The sequence below is a fragment of the Escherichia sp. MOD1-EC7011 genome (assembly GCF_002965005.1).
GTDB classification, from domain to species: domain Bacteria; phylum Pseudomonadota; class Gammaproteobacteria; order Enterobacterales; family Enterobacteriaceae; genus Escherichia; species Escherichia ruysiae.
In genome coordinates this window covers 17,413-36,935 of record NZ_PTRD01000041.1, presented here as the reverse complement: position 1 = coordinate 36,935, position 19,523 = coordinate 17,413, and the positions used below count along the sequence as shown (strand labels likewise).

Sequence of the window (19,523 nt, the reverse complement as noted above, 5' to 3'; positions counted from 1 at the left end):
TATCTTTAGGGTTAAAGCTTGTTTCGATTAACATCAGCTTGATTACCAGCCACCACCGCCTGCGCCACCGCCACCGCCACCGCCACCGCCACCGCCACTACTACCGGAATAACTTCGCCCCAACAAACTGGTATTAGCTCCCAGACTCAGGTGCATCTGTAATGAGAATAAAACGCCGCTACGGGCAATTTCCGGAGCGCGAACAGCCGCTGTAAGTGACGGAGTGATACGTGCTGCCCATTCTCTGCCAAGGTTTGCCGAGACCGCCCAACCTAACAAAGTGTAATCCAGTTTCCGTGTTTCCCCTTTCCGCCGCCGCCCACTGTGCGTTGCCGCCTCTTTACGCGCAAGATAGTTGACGATAGCCTCGCCGTGGGCATAACGTTGCTGCCCAGTTTGTGTAAACTGTGGCAGAAAAATATACCCCAGGGCGGTGAGATACCCCGTCAGGAAAACGGCACTAAAATAACCGGCTGGCATATACCAGTAAAAGAACACATCTCCGACATTGATGTAGAGAGAATAGAAAGCCACGCCTGAACAAATCAGTGGTAAAAACAAAGTGATGATTACACGATTAACGCAAGGCTTGTCATCATCGCGGGCAAACAAAAGCGCAAGGGAAGAAAACAAAAAAGGAAGAAGCCAGCAGGTCATGATAAACATATCAGCCACCAGACTCATACCTGCCCAGCCAACGGGACTCAGGTTTCCATAAAAAATGACTGCTAATATCGCCAGTCCGCCCCATTGCAAAAACGCATCCGGTCGGTAAAACGAAGACTTTTTACGCGGCAGATAAAATTTCTGCATCCGTAAAAATGCCCTGCGTAAGACTCTGTTGCGTCTCCCCGTAAGAACGACCTTATCGCCTTTACGAAATAACGCTTCCAGTAATAACTGCTCTGCGGGCAGTAGTACCTCATTATTTCTGGTCGCGCCTTCATTAACACGAATCAGGATTTGCTGGTTCTTGTCATACAGGTCTTCCAGATGAATTTTTCCTTTCACAATCAGATTTACGATATCGGCACAAAAACCTTTATCGTCGTAAACCAGCTTCGCATCGAGACGCAACATGCCAGGCGTGTAATCTGGGGGAATGATTTCAGTTTCACTCACATCTACCGGCGTAAATTGTGGCCTGCGCTTCCAGAGATATAACCATCCACACACCAGTAACAGACACGGTAACCAAATGATAAGAGACGATGTTGAGGGCAAAAAAAGATGGCTAAAAATATTCGTCGTGTGTTGTGCCGGGGAATTATCCAGCAAGGCATGAGGCCAACGGTAGAGTGCAGTGAAATCTTCACGGTAAAACGGATCGCGGGATTCAATTCTTCCGTCCTCAAGGATGCGGCCATTTCGATATGTGTCGCCCTCTTCTCCAGTAAAGAGATCGATTTCGCTAAATGGATTACCCGCAATATCAGGCAACTTGAGTGAAAATCGGGTCTTATAGATTTCAAACGGCCAGTTATTACCAGTTACGTTCCAGATAAGCAGGTCAGAATCACCCTCACGCAGTACAGCATTTTCAACCTGGTAATGAATTTGATAATGATAATCGCCTTGTGGCAAGAAACGCTGCTTATCGCCCACGACAATACTCATCAACCCGATATGCCAGTCAAGTTGCCAGGGTTCAGGAATACCATCACGAGTGACGCCAATAATGCGATAGTTTAGCAGCGCCGCATCACCATTAGGCTGCATCCATAATCGAGGCAAATCACGATAAAATCCATGCTTAATCTGCTGATTTCTCGCCTGAAAATGAATGTTCTCTTTAATGTCGAGCACCCCATCAGGTTGCATGGTGGCCTCAACATCAAAGAGCGAGATCCCTTCTTCATGATAAGGAATCTCCATGTTTTTCGCGTAACCCAGCGATGAGAAAAGCAGCCCAGCTATCAACAGCAAAATGCAGCGAAATGTCCCTGCCATAATCTTCCATCCGTGGAACGCAATTTTTTATAAGAAAGGCTTCACATCACCTACGCCTTCACGCACCACGACTGGCGTATCATCGGTGAGGTCGATGACCGTTGTCGGTTTCTGGCCGAGATAACCGCCGTGAATGATCAAATCCACCTGTTTTTCCAGACGGTCTTTAATTTCTTCCGGATCGGATTCGGTAAATTCGCTGCCCGGCAGCATCAACGAAGTGGAAAGCATCGGTTCACCCAGCACCTCAAGTAACGCCTGGGCGATGGGGTTTGACGGCACGCGCATCCCGATGGTTTTGCGTTTTTCCTGCAACAAACGGCGTGGCACTTCCTTCGTCCCCTTAAGGATGAAGGTATAGTTACCTGGCGTGTTGTTTTTCATCAGACGAAACGCGACGTTATCCACAAAGGAATAGGTCGAAAGTTCAGAAAGATCGCGACACATCAGGGTAAAGTTGTGACCGTCCGGCAGCTGGCGAATACGACAAATACGCTCCATGGCGTTTTTATCTTCAATTTTACAGCCGAGCGCATAGCCGGAATCGGTTGGATAGACAATCACCCCGCCTTTACGCACGATCTCCACCGCCTGATTGATCAGACGTTGCTGCGGGTTATCAGGATGAATATAAAAAAACTGGCTCATAATTCCCTCTCTGTGGTGTTCTGCGGCTGTTCCCATAGCTGCCAGACGCCTTCAACGCCTGCGGGCAGCCAGAGTTTACGACCCAGTTCGATCCACGGGCATGGCTGATGAAAATCAGATCCTTGTGATGCCCATAAATGGTGCTGACGCGCAAGTGTCGCCAGTTGGGTGCGTTCATTGGGCGATTGCTGGCACTGCGCGACTTCCATCGCGTCGCCGTGGTGTTCGGCAAAATGCGCAACCAATCTTTTCAGCCATTTAGCACTAAGATTGTACCGCCCAGGATGAGCTAGTACCGCCTTACCGCCAGAATGATGAATGACATCAATAGCTTGTTCTATTGTACACCACTGTGGCGGAACGTATCCGGTTTTCCCGCGCGCCAGATACTTTTTAAAGACATCCGCCATTGAACTGGCTTTGCCGCACTCCACAAGGAAACGAGCAAAATGACCGCGCGTCACCGCGCCGCCCTGCGCCAGCCGTTGCGCGCCTTCCAGCGCACCAGGTATTTGCGCTTTTTCAAGTCTTTCGGCAATTAGCTGCGCCCGCTGATTGCGCCGTTCTGTCTGCTGCGCGAGGAACTCACACATTAGCGGATGAGTAATATCAATATTCAGCCCGACAATATGAATTTCATGATTTTCCCAGACCGTGGAAATTTCCACGCCGGGAATAAGATTCAGCGCCAACCCCGAACGTGAAATTTCCTCTCTTGCTGGCGCGATTGCGGCTGTGGTGTCATGGTCGGTGATCGCCAGGGTGCCGACGCGCATCTCGACTGCACGGTGCACCAATGCTTCTGGCGTCAGACAGCCATCGGAAGCTGTCGTATGGCTGTGCAGGTCGTAAATCACTGCGTAATTCGTGTCGCTCAAGGCGCACTCCCGTTCTGGATAATGTTTTTTGCGCCGACATCATAACGGTTCTGGCAAATATTCTGAAATGAGCTGTTGACAATTAATCATTGAACTAGTTAACTAGTACGCAAGTTCACGCAAAAAGGGTATCGACAATGAAAGCAATTTTCGTACTGAAAGGTTGGTGGCGCACTTCCTGAAACGGGCAGTGTATTCACCATGCGTAAAGCAATCAGATACCCAGCCCGCCTAATCAGCGGGCTTTTTTTTGAACAAAATTAGAGAATAACAATGCAAACACAAAAACCGAATCTCGAATTGCTAACCTGCGAAGGCGCTTATCGCGACAATCCCACCGCGCTTTTTCACCAGTTGTGTGGGGATCGTCCGGCAACGCTGCTGCTGGAATCCGCAGATATCGACAGCAAAGATGATTTAAAAAGCCTGCTACTGGTAGACAGTGCGCTGCGCATTACAGCATTAGGTGACACCGTCACAATTCAGGCACTTTCCGGCAATGGCGAAGCCCTGCTGGCACTACTGGACAACGCCCTGCCTGCGGGTGTGGAAAATGAACAATCACCAAACTGCCGTGTGCTGCGCTTCCCCCCTGTCAGTCCATTGCTGGATGAAGACGCTCGCTTATGCTCCCTTTCGGTTTTTGACGCTTTCCGCTTATTGCAGAATCTGTTGAATGTACCGAAGGAAGAACGGGAAGCGATGTTCTTTGGCGGCCTGTTCTCTTATGACCTGGTCGCGGGGTTTGAAGATTTACCGCAATTGTCAGCGGAAAATAACTGCCCTGATTTCTTTTTTTATCTCGCTGAAACGCTGATGGTGATTGACCATCAGAAAAAAAGCACCCGCATTCAGGCCAGCCTGTTTGCGCCGAATGAAGAAGAAAAACAGCGTCTCACTGCACGCCTGAACGAACTACGTCAGCAACTGACCGAAGCCGCGCCGCCGCTGCCAGTGGTTTCCGTACCGCATATGCGTTGTGAATGTAATCAGAGCGATGAAGAGTTCGGTGGCGTAGTGCGTTCGTTGCAAAAAGCGATTCGCGCCGGAGAAATTTTCCAGGTCGTCCCCTCTCGCCGTTTCTCACTGCCCTGCCCGTCACCGCTGGCAGCCTATTACGTGCTGAAAAAGAGTAACCCCAGCCCGTATATGTTTTTTATGCAGGATGATGATTTCACTCTGTTCGGTGCGTCGCCGGAAAGTTCGCTCAAGTATGACGCCACCAGCCGCCAGATTGAAATCTACCCGATTGCAGGAACACGCCCACGAGGTCGTCGCGCCGATGGTTCACTGGACAGAGACCTCGACAGCCGCATAGAACTGGAGATGCGTACCGACCATAAAGAGCTTTCGGAACATCTGATGTTGGTGGATCTCGCCCGTAATGATCTGGCACGCATTTGCACCCCCGGCAGCCGCTACGTTGCCGACCTCACCAAAGTTGACCGTTACTCTTACGTGATGCATCTCGTCTCCCGCGTTGTCGGTGAATTGCGCCACGATCTTGACGCCCTGCACGCTTATCGCGCCTGTATGAATATGGGCACATTAAGCGGTGCGCCGAAAGTGCGCGCCATGCAGTTAATTGCCGAAGCGGAAGGTCGTCGACGCGGCAGTTACGGCGGCGCGGTAGGTTATTTCACCGCACACGGCGATCTCGACACCTGCATTGTGATCCGCTCGGCACTGGTGGAAAACGGCATCGCCACCGTGCAGGCCGGTGCTGGCGTGGTTCTTGATTCTGTTCCGCAGTCGGAAGCCGACGAAACCCGTAATAAAGCCCGCGCTGTACTGCGCGCTATCGCCACCGCGCATCATGCACAGGAGACTTTCTGATGGCTGACATTCTGCTGCTCGATAATATCGACTCTTTTACTTACAACCTGGCAGATCAGTTGCGCAGCAATGGGCATAACGTGGTGATTTACCGCAACCATATTCCGGCGCAGACCTTAATTGAACGCCTGGCGACGATGAGCAATCCGGTGCTGATGCTTTCTCCTGGCCCCGGTGTGCCGAGCGAAGCGGGTTGTATGCCGGAGCTGCTTACTCGTCTGCGCGGCAAGCTGCCGATTATTGGCATTTGCCTCGGTCATCAGGCGATTGTCGAAGCCTATGGGGGTTATGTCGGCCAGGCGGGCGAAATTCTGCACGGTAAAGCGTCGAGCATTGAACATGACGGTCAGGCGATGTTTGCCGGGTTAACAAACCCTCTGCCAGTGGCGCGTTATCACTCGCTAGTGGGCAGTAACATTCCGGCCGGTTTAACCATCAACGCCCATTTTAATGGCATGGTGATGGCGGTTCGTCATGATGCGGATCGCGTCTGTGGATTCCAGTTCCATCCGGAATCCATTCTCACCACCCAGGGCGCTCGCTTGCTGGAGCAAACGCTGGCCTGGGCGCAGCAAAAGCTGGAACCCACCAACACGCTGCAACCGATTCTGGAAAAACTGTATCAGGCGCAGACCCTTAGCCAGCAGGAAAGCCACCAGCTATTTTCAGCAGTGGTACATGGTGAACTGAAGCCGGAACAACTGGCGGCGGCGCTGGTGAGCATGAAAATTCGCGGCGAGCACCCGAACGAAATCGCCGGAGCAGCAACTGCGCTTCTGGAAAACGCTGCGCCGTTCCCGCGCCCGGATTATCTGTTTGCCGATATTGTCGGCACCGGCGGTGACGGCAGCAACAGTATCAACATTTCTACCGCCAGTGCTTTTGTTGCAGCAGCCTGTGGGCTGAAAGTGGCGAAACACGGCAACCGCAGCGTCTCCAGTAAATCGGGTTCTTCGGATCTGCTGGCGGCGTTCGGTATTAATCTTGATATGAACGCCGATAAATCGCGCCAGGCGCTGGATGAGTTAGGCGTTTGTTTCCTCTTTGCACCGAAATATCACACCGGATTCCGCCACGCGATGCCGGTTCGTCAGCAACTGAAAACCCGCACTCTGTTCAACGTGCTGGGGCCATTGATTAACCCGGCGCATCCGCCGCTGGCGTTAATTGGTGTTTATAGTCCGGAGCTGGTACTGCCGATTGCCGAAACGCTGCGCGTGTTGGGGTATCAACGCGCAGCGGTTGTGCACAGCGGCGGAATGGATGAAGTTTCGTTACACGCACCAACGATTGTTGCCGAGTTGCACGATGGCGAAATTAAAAGCTATCAGTTGACCGCAGAAGATTTTGGCCTGACGCCCTACCACCAGGAACAACTGGCAGGCGGAACGCCGGAAGAAAATCGTGACATTTTAACACGTTTGTTACAAGGTAAAGGCGACGCCGCCCATGAGGCAGCCGTCGCGGCGAATGTCGCCATGTTAATGCGCCTGCATGGCCAGGAAGATCTGCAAGCCAATGCGCAAACCGTTCTTGAGGTACTGCGTAGTGGTTCCGCTTACGACAGAGTCACCGCACTGGCGGCACGAGGGTAAATGATGCAAACCGTTTTAGCGAAAATCGTCGCGGACAAGGCGATTTGGGTAGAAGCCCGTAAACAGCAGCAACCACTTGCCAGTTTTCAGAATGAAATTCAGCCGAGCACGCGACATTTTTATGATGCGCTACAGGGTGCACGTACCGCATTTATTCTGGAATGCAAGAAAGCGTCGCCATCAAAAGGCGTGATCCGTGATGATTTCGATCCGGCACGCATTGCCTCGATTTATAAGCATTACGCTTCGGCAATTTCGGTGCTGACTGATGAGAAATATTTCCAGGGAAGCTTTGATTTCCTCCCCATCGTCAGCCAAATCGCGCCACAGCCGATTTTATGTAAAGACTTTATTATCGACCCTTACCAGATCTATCTGGCGCGCTATTACCAGGCTGATGCCTGCTTATTAATGCTTTCAGTGCTGGACGACGAATCGTATCGCCAGCTTGCAGCCGTCGCCCATAGTTTGAAGATGGGTGTGCTGACCGAAGTCAGTAATGAAGAGGAACTGGAGCGCGCCATTGCATTGGGGGCAAAGGTCGTTGGCATCAACAACCGCGATCTGCGTGATTTGTCGATTGATCTCAACCGCACGCGCGAGCTTGCGCCAAAACTGGGGCACAACGTGACGGTGATCAGCGAATCCGGCATTAATACTTACGCTCAGGTGCGCGAATTAGGCCACTTCGCTAACGGCTTTTTGATTGGCTCGGCGCTGATGGCGCACGACGATCTAAACGCCGCCGTGCGCCGGGTGTTGTTGGGTGAGAATAAAGTATGTGGCCTGACGCGTGGGCAAGATGCTAAAGCAGCTTATGACGCAGGCGCGATTTACGGTGGGTTGATTTTTGTTGCGACATCACCACGTTGCGTCAACGTTGAACAGGCGCAGGAAGTGATGGCTGCGGCACCGTTGCAGTATGTTGGCGTGTTCCGCAATCACGATATTGCCGATGTGGCAGGCAAAGCTAAGGTGTTATCGCTGGTGGCAGTGCAACTGCATGGCAGTGAAGATCAGCAATATATCGACGCACTGCGTGATGCTCTGCCAGCAAACGTTGCCATCTGGAAAGCATTGAGTGTTGGAGAAACCCTGCCCGCGCGCGATTTTCAGCACGTTCATAAATATGTTTTCGATAACGGCCAGGGCGGAAGCGGGCAACGTTTCGACTGGTCACTGTTAAACGGTCAATCGCTTGGCAACGTTCTGCTGGCGGGTGGCTTAGGCGCAGATAACTGCGTGGAAGCGGCACAAACCGGCTGCGCCGGGCTTGATTTTAATTCTGCTGTAGAGTCGCAACCGGGCATCAAAGACGCACGTCTTTTGGCCTCGGTTTTCCAGACACTGCGCGCATATTAAGGAAAGGAACAATGACAACATTACTTAACCCGTATTTTGGTGAGTTTGGCGGCATGTACGTGCCACAAATCCTGATGCCTGCCCTGCGCCAGCTGGAAGAAGCCTTCGTCAGCGCACAAAAAGATCCAGAATTTCAGGCGCAGTTTAATGATCTGCTAAAAAACTATGCCGGACGCCCGACCGCGCTGACTAAATGCCAGAATATTACGGCCGGCACTAACACCACGTTGTACCTGAAGCGTGAAGATTTACTGCACGGCGGCGCACATAAAACAAACCAGGTGCTGGGTCAGGCCTTACTGGCGAAGCGGATGGGTAAAACCGAAATCATCGCCGAAACCGGTGCCGGTCAGCATGGTGTGGCGTCTGCCCTTGCCAGCGCCCTGCTTGGCCTGAAATGTCGAATTTATATGGGTGCCAAAGACGTCGAACGTCAGTCGCCCAACGTTTTTCGTATGCGCTTAATGGGCGCGGAAGTGATTCCGGTACATAGCGGTTCCGCGACGCTGAAAGATGCTTGTAACGAGGCACTGCGCGACTGGTCCGGCAGTTATGAAACCGCGCACTACATGCTGGGCACCGCAGCTGGCCCGCATCCTTACCCGACCATTGTGCGTGAGTTTCAACGGATGATTGGCGAAGAAACCAAAGCACAGATTCTGGAAAGAGAAGGTCGCCTACCGGACGCCGTTATCGCCTGTGTTGGCGGCGGTTCGAATGCCATCGGGATGTTTGCTGATTTCATCAACGAAACCGACGTTGGCCTGATTGGCGTGGAGCCAGGCGGTCACGGTATCGAAACCGGCGAGCACGGTGCACCATTGAAACATGGTCGTGTGGGCATCTATTTCGGTATGAAAGCGCCGATGATGCAGACAGAAGACGGGCAGATTGAAGAATCTTACTCCATCTCAGCCGGGCTGGATTTCCCGTCTGTCGGCCCGCAACACGCGTATCTCAACAGCACTGGACGCGCTGATTATGTCTCAATTACCGATGATGAAGCACTGGACGCCTTTAAAACGCTGTGCCTGCATGAAGGGATTATTCCGGCGCTGGAATCCTCCCATGCCCTGGCTCATGCGCTGAAAATGATGCGCGAAAACCCGGAAAAAGAGCAGCTGCTGGTGGTTAACCTTTCCGGTCGCGGCGATAAAGACATCTTCACCGTTCACGATATTTTGAAAGCACGAGGGGAAATCTGATGGAACGCTATGAAACTCTGTTTGCCCGTTTGAAGGAGCGCAAAGAAGGCGCATTCGTTCCTTTCGTCACGCTCGGTGATCCGGGCATTGAGCAGTCGCTGAAAATTATCGATACGCTAATTGAAGCCGGTGCTGACGCGCTGGAGTTAGGCATCCCCTTCTCTGACCCGCTGGCAGATGGCCCGACGATTCAAAACGCCACACTGCGTGCTTTTGCGGCGGGTGTGACCCCGGCACAATGTTTTGAAATGCTGGCACTGATTCGCCAGAAACACCCGAATATTCCCATTGGCCTTCTGATGTATGCCAACCTGGTGTTTAACAAAGGTATTGATGAGTTTTATGCCCAATGCGAGAAAGTCGGCGTCGATTCGGTGCTGGTTGCTGATGTGCCCGTGGAAGAGTCTGCGCCCTTCCGCCAGGCTGCGTTGCGTCATAATGTTGCACCTATCTTTATCTGCCCGCCGAATGCCGACGATGATTTGCTGCGTCAGATAGCCTCTTATGGTCGTGGTTACACCTATTTGCTGTCGCGTGCGGGCGTGACCGGCGCAGAAAACCGCGCCGCGTTACCCCTCAATCATCTGATTGCGAAGCTGAAAGAGTACAACGCTGCACCTCCATTGCAGGGATTTGGTATTTCCGCCCCGGATCAGGTAAAAGCAGCGATTGATGCAGGAGCTGCGGGCGCGATTTCTGGTTCGGCCATTGTTAAAATCATCGAGCAACATATTAATGAGCCAGAGAAAATGTTGGTGGCATTGAAAGCTTTTATACAACCGATGAAAGCGGCAACACGCAGTTAATCCCACAGCCGTCAGTTCTGCTGGCGGCATTTTGTATTCCTTTAACGAAGCCAGAAAAATCTTAATTTTATTTATTATTTGCCTTTTTACCGTTTCGCTTAACCCTAACATACGTCAACTTACGTCAACTTACGTCATTTTTCCGCCCAACAGTAATATAATCAAACAAATTAATCCCGCAACATAACACCAGTAAAATCAATAATTTTTCCTAAGCCACTTATTCCTCAGGCAATTATTAATATATCCAGAACCTTCCTCAAAATATATTTTCCACCCTCCCTCCTTGTCACGCTTAATTTGACTAATTCTTATTAGCAACTAATTTTAATGAGTGTCGACACACAACACTCATATTAGTCAAACAATGCAACGTAACGGGAGAAATAACATGGCCGAACATCGTGGTGGTTCAGGAAATTTCGCCGAAGATCGTGAGAAGGCATCCGACGCAGGTCGTAAAGGTGGTCAGCACAGCGGCGGTAATTTTAAAAACGATCCGCAACGCGCATCCGAAGCGGGTAAAAAAGGCGGTCAACAAAGCGGTGGTAATAAATCAGGAAAATCCTGATCCACCGTTAATTATTAATATCAGATGATAAAGATAATTGTATCTGCGGGCCGTATGGCTCGCAGTGATTTCACTGGAGAAAAATATGAATATGAAGACCATTGAAGATGTATTTATTCACCTGCTTTCAGACACCTACAGCGCAGAAAAACAATTAACCCGGGCACTGGCAAAACTCGCCAGAGCAACATCAAACGAAAAACTAAGTCAGGCTTTTCATGCGCACCTTGAGGAAACTCATGGACAGATAGAACGTATTGATCAAGTCGTAGAATCCGAATCAAATCTTAAAATTAAACGCATGAAGTGCGTAGCAATGGAAGGACTCATTGAAGAAGCTAATGAGGTCATTGAGAGCACAGAAAAAAACGAAGTGCGTGACGCCGCGCTCATTGCTGCTGCACAGAAAGTCGAGCACTATGAGATCGCCAGTTACGGGACCTTAGCAACGCTGGCTGAACAATTAGGTTACCGTAAAGCAGCGAAGCTTCTGAAAGAAACTCTGGAAGAAGAAAAGGCCACCGACATCAAACTGACTAATCTGGCTCTTAATAACGTAAATAAGAAAGCCGAAAATAAAGCCTGAAATATGAACTTCAACTTTCAGTAATTTTATAAAGAGGACATTCTCATGAATCGTATTGAACATTATCATGACTGGCTACGTGACGCCCACGCAATGGAAAAGCAAGCCGAATCTATGCTTGAATCCATGGCCAGCCGCATAGATAATTATCCTGATTTACGCACACGTATTGAACAACATCTTAGCGAAACTAAAAACCAGATTGTTCAACTGGAAACTATTCTTGACCGTAATGACATTTCGCGTTCAGTCATTAAAGATTCCATGAGTAAAATGGCGGCGCTTGGGCAGTCTATCGGTGGTATTTTTCCTTCTGATGAAATTGTCAAAGGTTCCATTAGCGGCTATGTCTTCGAGCAATTTGAAATCGCCTGCTATACCTCACTATTAGCTGCGGCAAAAAATGCCGGTGATACAGCCTCTATTCCGGTCATCGAAGCGATTTTAAATGAGGAAAAGCAAATGGCCGACTGGCTAATTCAGCATATTCCGCAAACAACTGAGAAATTTTTAATTCGTGCTGAAACTGATGGCGTAGAAGCGAAGAAATAATACCCTTTATACCATGTCCTTATTGACCCCGTAATTACGGGGTCATTTTTGCGGGGAATTAAAAACGATATCCTGCGGAGAACATAAACACCCACGGATCGAGGCGTACACTGTCGTGTTGCTGTGCACCGCCCAGTTTATAATTTGCGGTAGTATCAATATCCATGTACCAGACTGACATGTTAACCAACCAGTCACGGTTAATCAGATAATCCACCCCAACCTGCCCGGCAGCGCCCCAGGAATCTTTCAGACTGAGATCGGAAAGCCCGGCCTCTTTGCCATGATCGTTAAATCCATTATCAAAGAACGTGGTGTAGTTAATACCGGCACCAACGTAAGGACGGAATTTGCTGCTGGCATCACCAAAATACCACTGCGCCATCAGTGTTGGCGGCAGATGATGGACTGTTGCAATATCACCGGTCGCGCGAGTACCGATTTTATGGCGGAAAGGCGTCGCTGCCAGTAATTCAACACCGATATTGTCAGTCGCCATATACGTAAACGTCAGGCCCAACTGAGTGTTATTAGTCACGCTAAATCCCCCCAGACTTCCTAACGTACCACCAGCGCCTTCTGTCGGACGCACAGTCGCAGAACCTGCACGCATAAAAAACTCGCCTGCTTCATGCGCAAAGGCTGTGCCAGAGAGAAGAGTTGTTACTGCCAAAGCCGCCACTGTTAATTTTTTCATATCCGCTCCGTCGTTATGGTTATAAAAACGTGACAAATATACCTACATTGGGGTAACAAATGATCCTACACAGATCACACTACATCCTCTAAATCACCCTTTATTGATCTGGATTAATTTAGAAGTTGCATCACAAATCCTGGTTAATGTGATTTAAATCAATTTTCGAATATTTGCGCTGCGCAAATATTAACGCGCTCGCCACTTGCTCCCGTCTGCACACATAAATGCCAACAATTACCTCCGCTTTACAAAGATATGCTTTTCCATACATGACCTGATGCTGCCACTGAGAGGCTAACCAGGGTACAATTGCCCGCTAATTAACACCTGCATAAAACTCAAGGAGAGTGCATGTCTATCACGGCGCAGTCCGTATACCGTGACACCGGAAATTTCTTCCGTAATCAATTTATGACCATTCTGTTGGTATCGTTGCTTTGTGCATTTATCACAGTGGTGTTAGGACATGTTTTCTCACCCAGTGACGCTCAACTTGCGCAGCTCAATGACGGTGTACCCGTTAGTGGCGGCGGTGGGTTGTTCGACCTGGTACAAAATATGTCCCCGGAACAACAGCAGATTTTGCTGCGTGCGTCCGCTGCTTCTACCTTTTCAGGATTAATCGGTAACGCCATTCTTGCGGGCGGCGTATTATTAATGATCCAGCTAGTGTCCGCCGGTCAGCGGGTCAGCGCATTACGGGCAATTGGCGCGAGCGCTCCGGTATTACCGAAGCTATTCTTGCTAATCCTCCTGACAACATTGATTGTGCAAATAGGCATCATGCTGGTGGTCGTTCCTGGTATCATCATGGCCATCCTGCTGGCGTTGGCTCCCGTGATGCTGGTCCAGGATAAAATGGGCGTTTTCGCCTCCATGCGCAGCAGTATGCGGCTGACATGGGCGAATATGCGTCTGGTGGCACCTGCGGTATTGAGCTGGTTACTGGCAAAAACTCTGTTGTTGCTGTTTGCCTCTTCGTTTGCCGCATTAACCCCAGAAATTGGCGCTGTACTGGCGAACACCTTGAGCAACCTGATTTCAGCCGTATTGCTCATCTATCTGTTCCGTCTGTACATGTTGATTCGCCAATAACCCTAAGCATTTGATTACGGAATCGTAAAATGAAGCAGTTTCTTGATTTTCTACCGCTGGTTGTCTTCTTCGCGTTCTATAAGATTTATGACATCTATGCGGCAACTGCGGCGCTGATCGTCGCCACAGCGATTGTGCTTATTTATAGCTGGGTTCGCTTTCGTAAGGTTGAGAAGATGGCTCTGATCACCTTTGTTCTGGTGGTTGTCTTCGGTGGTCTGACGCTATTCTTCCACAATGATGAGTTTATTAAATGGAAGGTCACCGTAATTTACGCACTGTTTGCCGGTGCTCTGTTGGTTAGCCAATGGGTAATGAAAAAGCCGCTGATTCAACGTATGTTGGGTAAAGAGCTTACCCTGCCGCAGCCAGTATGGTCGAAGTTGAATCTGGCCTGGGCAGTCTTTTTTATCCTTTGCGGGCTGGCAAACATCTATATCGCTTTCTGGCTACCACAAAATATTTGGGTCAACTTCAAAGTGTTCGGTCTGACCGCCCTCACCTTAATCTTCACGCTGTTAAGCGGTATCTATATCTACCGCCACATGCCACAGGAAGATAAATCATAACCAGACTGCCAGTCCTTCGGGGCTGGCGCTGTATCTCCTCTGTTCTCCTCAGGAAAATCATAGTAGCATCGCGCCTGTGATTTTCCTTTTTAGTCGGTTTTACCATGTCAACAACACATAACGTCCCCCAGGGCGATCTGGTTTTACGAACTTTAGCCATGCCTGCCGATACCAATGCCAATGGTGACATCTTTGGTGGTTGGTTAATGTCGCAGATGGATATTGGTGGTGCCATTCTGGCAAAAGAAATTGCACACGGTCGCGTAGTAACCGTGCGGGTTGAAGGAATGACTTTCTTGCGGCCGGTTGCAGTCGGCGATGTAGTGTGCTGCTATGCACGCTGTGTCCAAAAAGGGACAACATCTGTCAGTATTAATATTGAAGTGTGGGTGAAAAAGGTGGCGTCTGAACCACTTGGGCAACGCTATAAAGCGACGGAAGCATTATTTAAGTATGTCGCTGTAGATCCTGAAGGAAAGCCTCGCGCCTTACCCGTTGAGTAATAGTCAAAAGCCTCCGGTCGGAGGCTTTTGACTTTTTGCTTACTGAATTTCGGTGGTGCCGTTAATTTTAAACAGAATATTTACCACAATTCCACTGCCTGGCTTACCCGGCTCATAACGCCATCTGCGCATCGCGTTTTTCACTTCGCGCTCAAACATGTTTGCGGGTTTGGCGGAAAGAATTTGTACGTTATCCACGCGACCATCCGGTGTAACGTCAAATTTAACTTTAACCTGCCCTTCAATGCGCAATGCCTGCGCACGCGCTGGATACTGCGGCTGATTGCGGCTTAATGCGCGTGGTCCTGAAGCCACACTAGTGACTGGTTTGCTGGTTGCAGCCGTTGCCGTGCTGGTGGTCGGGCGCGCTGGTGCCGTATTTTCAAACGGTGATGCCGGACGCGACTCCGCTGGTTTAACATCGCGCTTTGGCTGTTCCTGCACCTTTTTCACTGGCTTCGGTTTTGGCTTAGGTTTTGGCTTCGGCTTTTCAATGACCACCGGCGCTTCTTTTGGCGGTTCAGGTATCGGCTCAGGTTCCGGCTCTGGCTCTACCACCGGCTCCGGCGGCGGCTGAACGGCTTGTGGCGGTTCGAGATCCGCTGGCGCAACCATGGTGACAGAAATCGGCTGCGCGGGCGCAGGTAGTTCAATAACCTGATGTACCGAGGTATAGAGTAGACCCGCCACGACAGCACCGTGAATGCAGACTGAAAGTAACGTCGGCCAGGGGAAGCGGCGAGGTAAATCAAGGGTCATTGAAGTCATAATCATTTCAGTAGAAAAACCAGGCCTCAATTTTAAATGCAAATAGCAATCATATTCAATAACACAAAACGATCAGGATCAGTGAAAACGCAATTTTTGGCGTAATTGGCCTGACTTTATCCAGACTCTTAACAAAGACATCATCTTTCCGTTGCAGATCTTCGCCCTTTCAAATAACGTACTTTACAACTTTTCCGAACAAGGAGTTGTGCCCGTGTTGTATGTAATTTACGCTCAAGACAAAGCCGATAGTCTCGAAAAACGTCTTTCCGTTCGTCCGGCACATTTAGCGCGTTTGCAGTTACTGCATGATGAAGGTCGTTTGCTGACTGCGGGACCAATGCCAGCAGTTGATAGCAATGATCCTGGTGCCGCAGGTTTTACAGGTTCGACGGTGATTGCTGAATTTGAATCTCTGGAAGCAGCGCAAGCATGGGCTGATGCCGATCCTTACGTGGCGGCTGGAGTGTATGAACACGTTTCAGTAAAGCCCTTTAAGAAAGTGTTCTGAATAGAGGCTCAACATCTTAGAACACGGTTTTAGCAACCGTGTTCTTGTTTGGCCTTTCCTTGTAGGTATGCCATCGCAGCCGCTATGACAAACAGATAATAACTTTATCTGTATTTCTTTATACGATGTCAGCATATTCAGGAAAAATGCCCCTCCCTGACAAGGTATTGCTCAATCAAATCCTTTGATTACTGCGGATAAAGTCATCTACTATTGTTTAACATATTCACGCGTCGCATGTATGCTCACATTATGTACGCGTAGAGATAATTAAACAAAATTGTGGTTACAGAGGTATCAGTGAGTCACTGGGCTACATTCAAGCAAACAGCAGTAAATTTATGGGTGACCCTGCGGCACGATATTATCGCGCTAGCCGTCTTTTTAAATGGATTGCTTATTTTTAAAACAATCTATGGTATGTCGGTCAATCTGCTCGATATTTTCCATATCCAGGCATTTTCGGAACTTGATCTCTCCTTACTGGCCAATGCGCCGCTGTTTATGCTCGGCGTCTTTCTTGTTCTGAATTCGATCGGCTTGTTATTTCGAGCAAAACTGGCATGGGCAATCAGTATTATTTTGTTGTTGATTACGCTGATCTACACCTTGCATTTTTATCCCTGGCTGAAATTTAGTATTGGTTTTTGCATCTTTACGCTGGTGATTTTGCTGGTGCTGCGCAAAGACTTCTCACACAGTAGTGCCGCCGCCGGGACAATTTTTGCTTTTATTAGTTTTACGACGTTACTGTTTTACTCCACCTATGGCGCGCTATATTTAAGTGAGGGTTTCAATCCGCGAATAGAGAGCCTGATGACTGCTTTCTATTTTTCAATAGAAACTATGTCAACCGTGGGCTATGGCGATATCGTTCCCGTGTCTGAATCGGCACGCCTGTTTACTATTTCAGTCATTATTTCCGGCATTACCGTTTTCGCCACCTCCATGACCTCTATTTTTGGTCCTCTTATCCGAGGAGGATTCAATAAACTAGTGAAAGGAAACAAGCATACGATGAATCGTAAAGATCACTTTATTGTTTGCGGTCACTCCATTCTGGCAATCAACACGATTCTGCAACTGAATCAACGCGGACAAAACGTGACTGTTATCAGCAATTTGCCAGAAGATGACATCAAACAACTTGAGCAACGATTAGGCGACAATGCTGATGTTATTCCCGGTGACAGCAATGACAGTTCGGTATTAAAAAAAGCGGGAATCGATCACTGTCGGGCTATTCTGGCGCTCAGTGATAACGATGCAGATAACGCTTTTGTCGTCCTGTCAGCCAAAGATATGAGCAAAGATGTCAAAACGGTGCTGGCCGTCAGCGATAGCAAAAACCTGAATAAAATTAAAATGGTACATCCGGACATCATTCTTTCGCCGCAGCTTTTTGGCAGCGAAATTCTGGCGCGGGTTTTAAATGGTGAAGAGATTAATAATGATATGCTCGTCTCAATGTTGCTGAACTCCGGGCATGGTATTTTCAGCGATGACGATGAAACGAAAACTGACAGTAATGAATCGGCGCAAAAATAGATTTAAAAGGCTGAAGGTAAACTTGCTGGGCACCGCAATGGTGCCCGGAACATTCAGATATTGTAGATCGCAAACAATAACGAGTTACGCTGTTTGTTTAGAATGCACTTCCTGATGCTGTGGATACGCATATTTCGGCGAGACTGCCCCTCAAGCCAACGCGATTTACGCCGGCTAGCCTGACGCTGCATACGCCAGCGTCCCACTTCCGTTCTACTCCGCTTCATGTTAACTACTCTATGCAATAACAGAATGGTCATTATACCCTCGCCCCCGACGCTGACTAGTGCTTTTCCCGCGTTTTTATTTGCCAGATGAATCCATATGCGTAAACTCATAACAATGCGCTTTCAAAAGGATTTCTAATCTATGACAACCGTTTATACGTTGGTGAGTTGGTTGGCCATTCTGGGATACTGGTTGCTCATTGCAGGCGTAACATTACGCATTCTAATGAAACGACGTGCAGTTCCCTCCGCCATGGCCTGGCTGTTAATCATTTATATTCTGCCTCTGGTCGGAATTATTGCCTATCTTGCAGTCGGCGAACTCCACTTAGGTAAACGCCGTGCCGAACGCGCCAGAGCGATGTGGCCTTCTACCGCTAAATGGCTTAACGATCTTAAAGCCTGTAAACATATCTTCGCAGAAGAAAACAGCAGTGTCGCCGGCCCGTTATTCAAGCTTTGCGAGCGTCGTCAGGGGATCGCCGGGGTCAAAGGAAATCAGCTACAACTGATGACCGAGTCTGATGATGTGATGCAGGCGTTAATCCGCGACATCCAGCTCGCCCGGCATAATATTGAGATGGTGTTTTATATCTGGCAACCCGGCGGTATGGCGGATCAGGTGGCTGAGTCACTGATGGCTGCAGCCCGACGCGGTATTCATTGCCGACTGATGCTCGATTCCGCCGGTAGCGTCGCGTTCTTCCGCAGTCCGTGGCCAGAACTGATGCGTAATGCCGGTATCGAAGTGGTCGAGTCCCTAAAAGTTAATCTGATGCGCGTATTTTTACGCCGTATGGATCTGCGCCAGCACCGCAAGATGATCATGATCGATAACTACATTGCCTATACCGGCAGTATGAATATGGTCGATCCGCGCTTCTTCAAACAGGATGCGGGCGTAGGACAATGGATTGACCTGATGGCGCGTATGGAAGGCCCCATCGCCACCGCGATGGGGATTATTTATTCCTGCGACTGGGAGATTGAAACCGGGAAACGTATTCTGCCGCCGCCACCAGATGTCAATATTATGCCATTTGAGCAGGCCAGCGGTCATACGATCCATACCATTGCTTCTGGCCCCGGCTTCCCGGAAGACCTGATTCACCAGGCATTACTGACTGCGGCTTATTCGGCGCGTGAATATTTGATCATGACGACGCCCTACTTCGTGCCCAGCGATGATTTGCTTCACGCAATTTGCACGGCAGCGCAACGTGGTGTTGATGTCAGTATTATCCTGCCACGTAAAAATGACTCAATGCTGGTTGGCTGGGCCAGCCGCGCGTTCTTTACTGAGCTGCTGGCCGCTGGGGTTAAAATTTATCAGTTTGAAGGCGGATTGCTGCATACCAAGAGCGTGCTGGTCGATGGCGAGTTAAGTCTGGTGGGCACCGTTAACCTCGATATGCGTAGTCTTTGGCTGAACTTTGAAATCACGCTGGCGATCGACGATAAAGGTTTTGGTGCTGACCTGGCCGCCGTTCAGGACGATTATATTTCACGCTCACGTTTACTTGATGCGCGGTTGTGGGCGAAACGACCACTCTGGCAACGCGTTGCCGAGCGACTGTTTTACTTCTTCAGTCCGTTGCTGTAAAACGTGGCCA

Annotated in this window: 21 protein-coding genes and 1 other annotated feature; of the genes, 15 read left to right on the top strand and 6 right to left on the bottom strand. The window is 49.5% G+C overall.

Features of this window, described 5'->3' with window-relative positions:
• Positions 1–42: 42 nt before the first annotated feature.
• From A7098_RS19295 to rnm, 3 genes are read right to left on the bottom strand one after another with little or no spacing between them, the layout of a single operon-like run.
• Entirely contained in the window at positions 43–1,950 is a 1,908-nt protein-coding gene (locus tag A7098_RS19295) for a DUF2207 domain-containing protein (RefSeq protein WP_105281292.1), read from the bottom strand.
• Positions 1,951–1,977: 27 nt separating this feature from the next.
• A complete protein-coding gene (locus tag A7098_RS19290; RefSeq protein WP_001516499.1) occupies positions 1,978–2,598 on the bottom strand; it encodes an L-threonylcarbamoyladenylate synthase in 621 nt (206 codons plus the stop codon).
• On the bottom strand, positions 2,595–3,476 hold the full coding sequence (gene rnm, locus A7098_RS19285; protein ID WP_001285663.1) for an RNase AM: 882 nt from the start codon (positions 3,474–3,476) through the stop codon (positions 2,595–2,597). The genes A7098_RS19290 and rnm overlap by 4 nt, the downstream gene beginning before the upstream one ends.
• Positions 3,477–3,613: 137 nt before the next feature.
• On the opposite strand from rnm, the gene trpL reads away from it, so the two are divergent.
• The 9 genes from trpL to A7098_RS19240 all read left to right on the top strand — a co-directional run bounded on the left by trpL (position 3,614) and on the right by A7098_RS19240 (position 11,989).
• Positions 3,614–3,658: a trp operon leader peptide gene (trpL, locus tag A7098_RS19280; protein WP_001700591.1), complete on the top strand. Its 45-nt coding sequence runs from the start codon at positions 3,614–3,616 to the stop codon at positions 3,656–3,658.
• Positions 3,635–3,728: a sequence feature (Trp leader region), on the top strand. Its footprint overlaps the gene before it by 24 nt.
• 21 nt (positions 3,729–3,749) lie before the next feature.
• On the top strand, positions 3,750–5,312 hold the full coding sequence (gene trpE / locus A7098_RS19275) for an anthranilate synthase component I (RefSeq protein WP_105281291.1): 1,563 nt from the start codon (positions 3,750–3,752) through the stop codon (positions 5,310–5,312).
• The gene (trpD, locus tag A7098_RS19270) at positions 5,312–6,907 is read left to right on the top strand and encodes a bifunctional anthranilate synthase glutamate amidotransferase component TrpG/anthranilate phosphoribosyltransferase TrpD (RefSeq protein ID WP_089574127.1); all 1,596 of its coding nucleotides are present in this window, start codon (positions 5,312–5,314) and stop codon (positions 6,905–6,907) included. The genes trpE and trpD overlap by 1 nt, the downstream gene beginning before the upstream one ends.
• Positions 6,908–8,269 carry a bifunctional indole-3-glycerol-phosphate synthase TrpC/phosphoribosylanthranilate isomerase TrpF gene (gene trpCF, locus A7098_RS19265; protein WP_176251515.1) on the top strand — a complete coding sequence of 454 codons (1,362 nt, stop codon included), beginning with the start codon at positions 6,908–6,910 and terminating at the stop codon, positions 8,267–8,269.
• Positions 8,270–8,280: 11 nt separating this feature from the next.
• Positions 8,281–9,474 (top strand): tryptophan synthase subunit beta, encoded by a 1,194-nt coding sequence (gene trpB, locus A7098_RS19260; protein ID WP_000209511.1) that lies wholly within the window; start codon positions 8,281–8,283, stop codon positions 9,472–9,474.
• Positions 9,474–10,280: a tryptophan synthase subunit alpha gene (gene trpA, locus A7098_RS19255; RefSeq protein WP_105281290.1), complete on the top strand. Its 807-nt coding sequence runs from the start codon at positions 9,474–9,476 to the stop codon at positions 10,278–10,280. Before trpB ends, trpA begins: the two co-directional genes overlap by 1 nt.
• A gap of 391 nt (positions 10,281–10,671) precedes the next feature.
• Positions 10,672–10,851, top strand: a complete 180-nt coding sequence (locus A7098_RS19250) for a general stress protein (protein ID WP_000807651.1) — start codon at positions 10,672–10,674, stop codon at positions 10,849–10,851.
• An 85-nt stretch (positions 10,852–10,936) separates the two neighbouring features.
• Complete coding sequence (locus A7098_RS19245; protein ID WP_001056493.1) at positions 10,937–11,437, top strand: ferritin-like domain-containing protein; 501 nt, start codon at positions 10,937–10,939, stop codon at positions 11,435–11,437.
• Between the two features lie 45 nt (positions 11,438–11,482).
• Entirely contained in the window at positions 11,483–11,989 is a 507-nt protein-coding gene (locus A7098_RS19240; protein WP_105281289.1) for a ferritin-like domain-containing protein, read from the top strand.
• Positions 11,990–12,047: 58 nt separating this feature from the next.
• On the opposite strand, the gene ompW is transcribed toward A7098_RS19240, so the two are convergent.
• Complete coding sequence (ompW, locus tag A7098_RS19235) at positions 12,048–12,686, bottom strand: outer membrane protein OmpW (RefSeq protein ID WP_000737249.1); 639 nt, start codon at positions 12,684–12,686, stop codon at positions 12,048–12,050.
• 354 nt (positions 12,687–13,040) lie between these two features.
• Here ompW and A7098_RS19230 point away from each other — a divergent pair, with 354 nt between their 5' ends.
• The 3 genes from A7098_RS19230 to yciA all read left to right on the top strand — a co-directional run bounded on the left by A7098_RS19230 (position 13,041) and on the right by yciA (position 14,856).
• Positions 13,041–13,784, top strand: coding sequence for a YciC family protein (locus A7098_RS19230; RefSeq protein ID WP_000028528.1), 744 nt, complete (start codon positions 13,041–13,043; stop codon positions 13,782–13,784).
• Between the two features lie 29 nt (positions 13,785–13,813).
• Complete coding sequence (locus tag A7098_RS19225) at positions 13,814–14,353, top strand: septation protein A (protein WP_000808667.1); 540 nt, start codon at positions 13,814–13,816, stop codon at positions 14,351–14,353.
• Between the two features lie 104 nt (positions 14,354–14,457).
• Positions 14,458–14,856: an acyl-CoA thioester hydrolase YciA gene (gene yciA / locus A7098_RS19220; protein ID WP_000108165.1), complete on the top strand. Its 399-nt coding sequence runs from the start codon at positions 14,458–14,460 to the stop codon at positions 14,854–14,856.
• Between the two features lie 39 nt (positions 14,857–14,895).
• Here yciA and tonB read toward each other — a convergent pair whose 3' ends face one another.
• Positions 14,896–15,615 (bottom strand): TonB system transport protein TonB, encoded by a 720-nt coding sequence (gene tonB, locus A7098_RS19215; RefSeq protein ID WP_024212522.1) that lies wholly within the window; start codon positions 15,613–15,615, stop codon positions 14,896–14,898.
• A gap of 223 nt (positions 15,616–15,838) precedes the next feature.
• Between tonB and A7098_RS19210 the strand changes: the two genes are divergently transcribed.
• Both A7098_RS19210 and kch read left to right on the top strand, forming a co-directional pair.
• Complete coding sequence (locus tag A7098_RS19210) at positions 15,839–16,135, top strand: YciI family protein (RefSeq protein ID WP_000967595.1); 297 nt, start codon at positions 15,839–15,841, stop codon at positions 16,133–16,135.
• 300 nt (positions 16,136–16,435) lie between these two features.
• Positions 16,436–17,683 (top strand): voltage-gated potassium channel protein, encoded by a 1,248-nt coding sequence (gene kch / locus A7098_RS19205; RefSeq protein ID WP_024212520.1) that lies wholly within the window; start codon positions 16,436–16,438, stop codon positions 17,681–17,683.
• Between the two features lie 53 nt (positions 17,684–17,736).
• On the opposite strand, the gene A7098_RS23780 is transcribed toward kch, so the two are convergent.
• On the bottom strand, positions 17,737–17,910 hold the full coding sequence (locus tag A7098_RS23780) for a YciY family protein (RefSeq protein ID WP_001309467.1): 174 nt from the start codon (positions 17,908–17,910) through the stop codon (positions 17,737–17,739).
• Between the two features lie 142 nt (positions 17,911–18,052).
• On the opposite strand from A7098_RS23780, the gene cls reads away from it, so the two are divergent.
• On the top strand, positions 18,053–19,513 hold the full coding sequence (gene cls, locus A7098_RS19195; protein ID WP_000214525.1) for a cardiolipin synthase: 1,461 nt from the start codon (positions 18,053–18,055) through the stop codon (positions 19,511–19,513).
• The last annotated feature ends 10 nt before the right edge of the window (positions 19,514–19,523 follow it).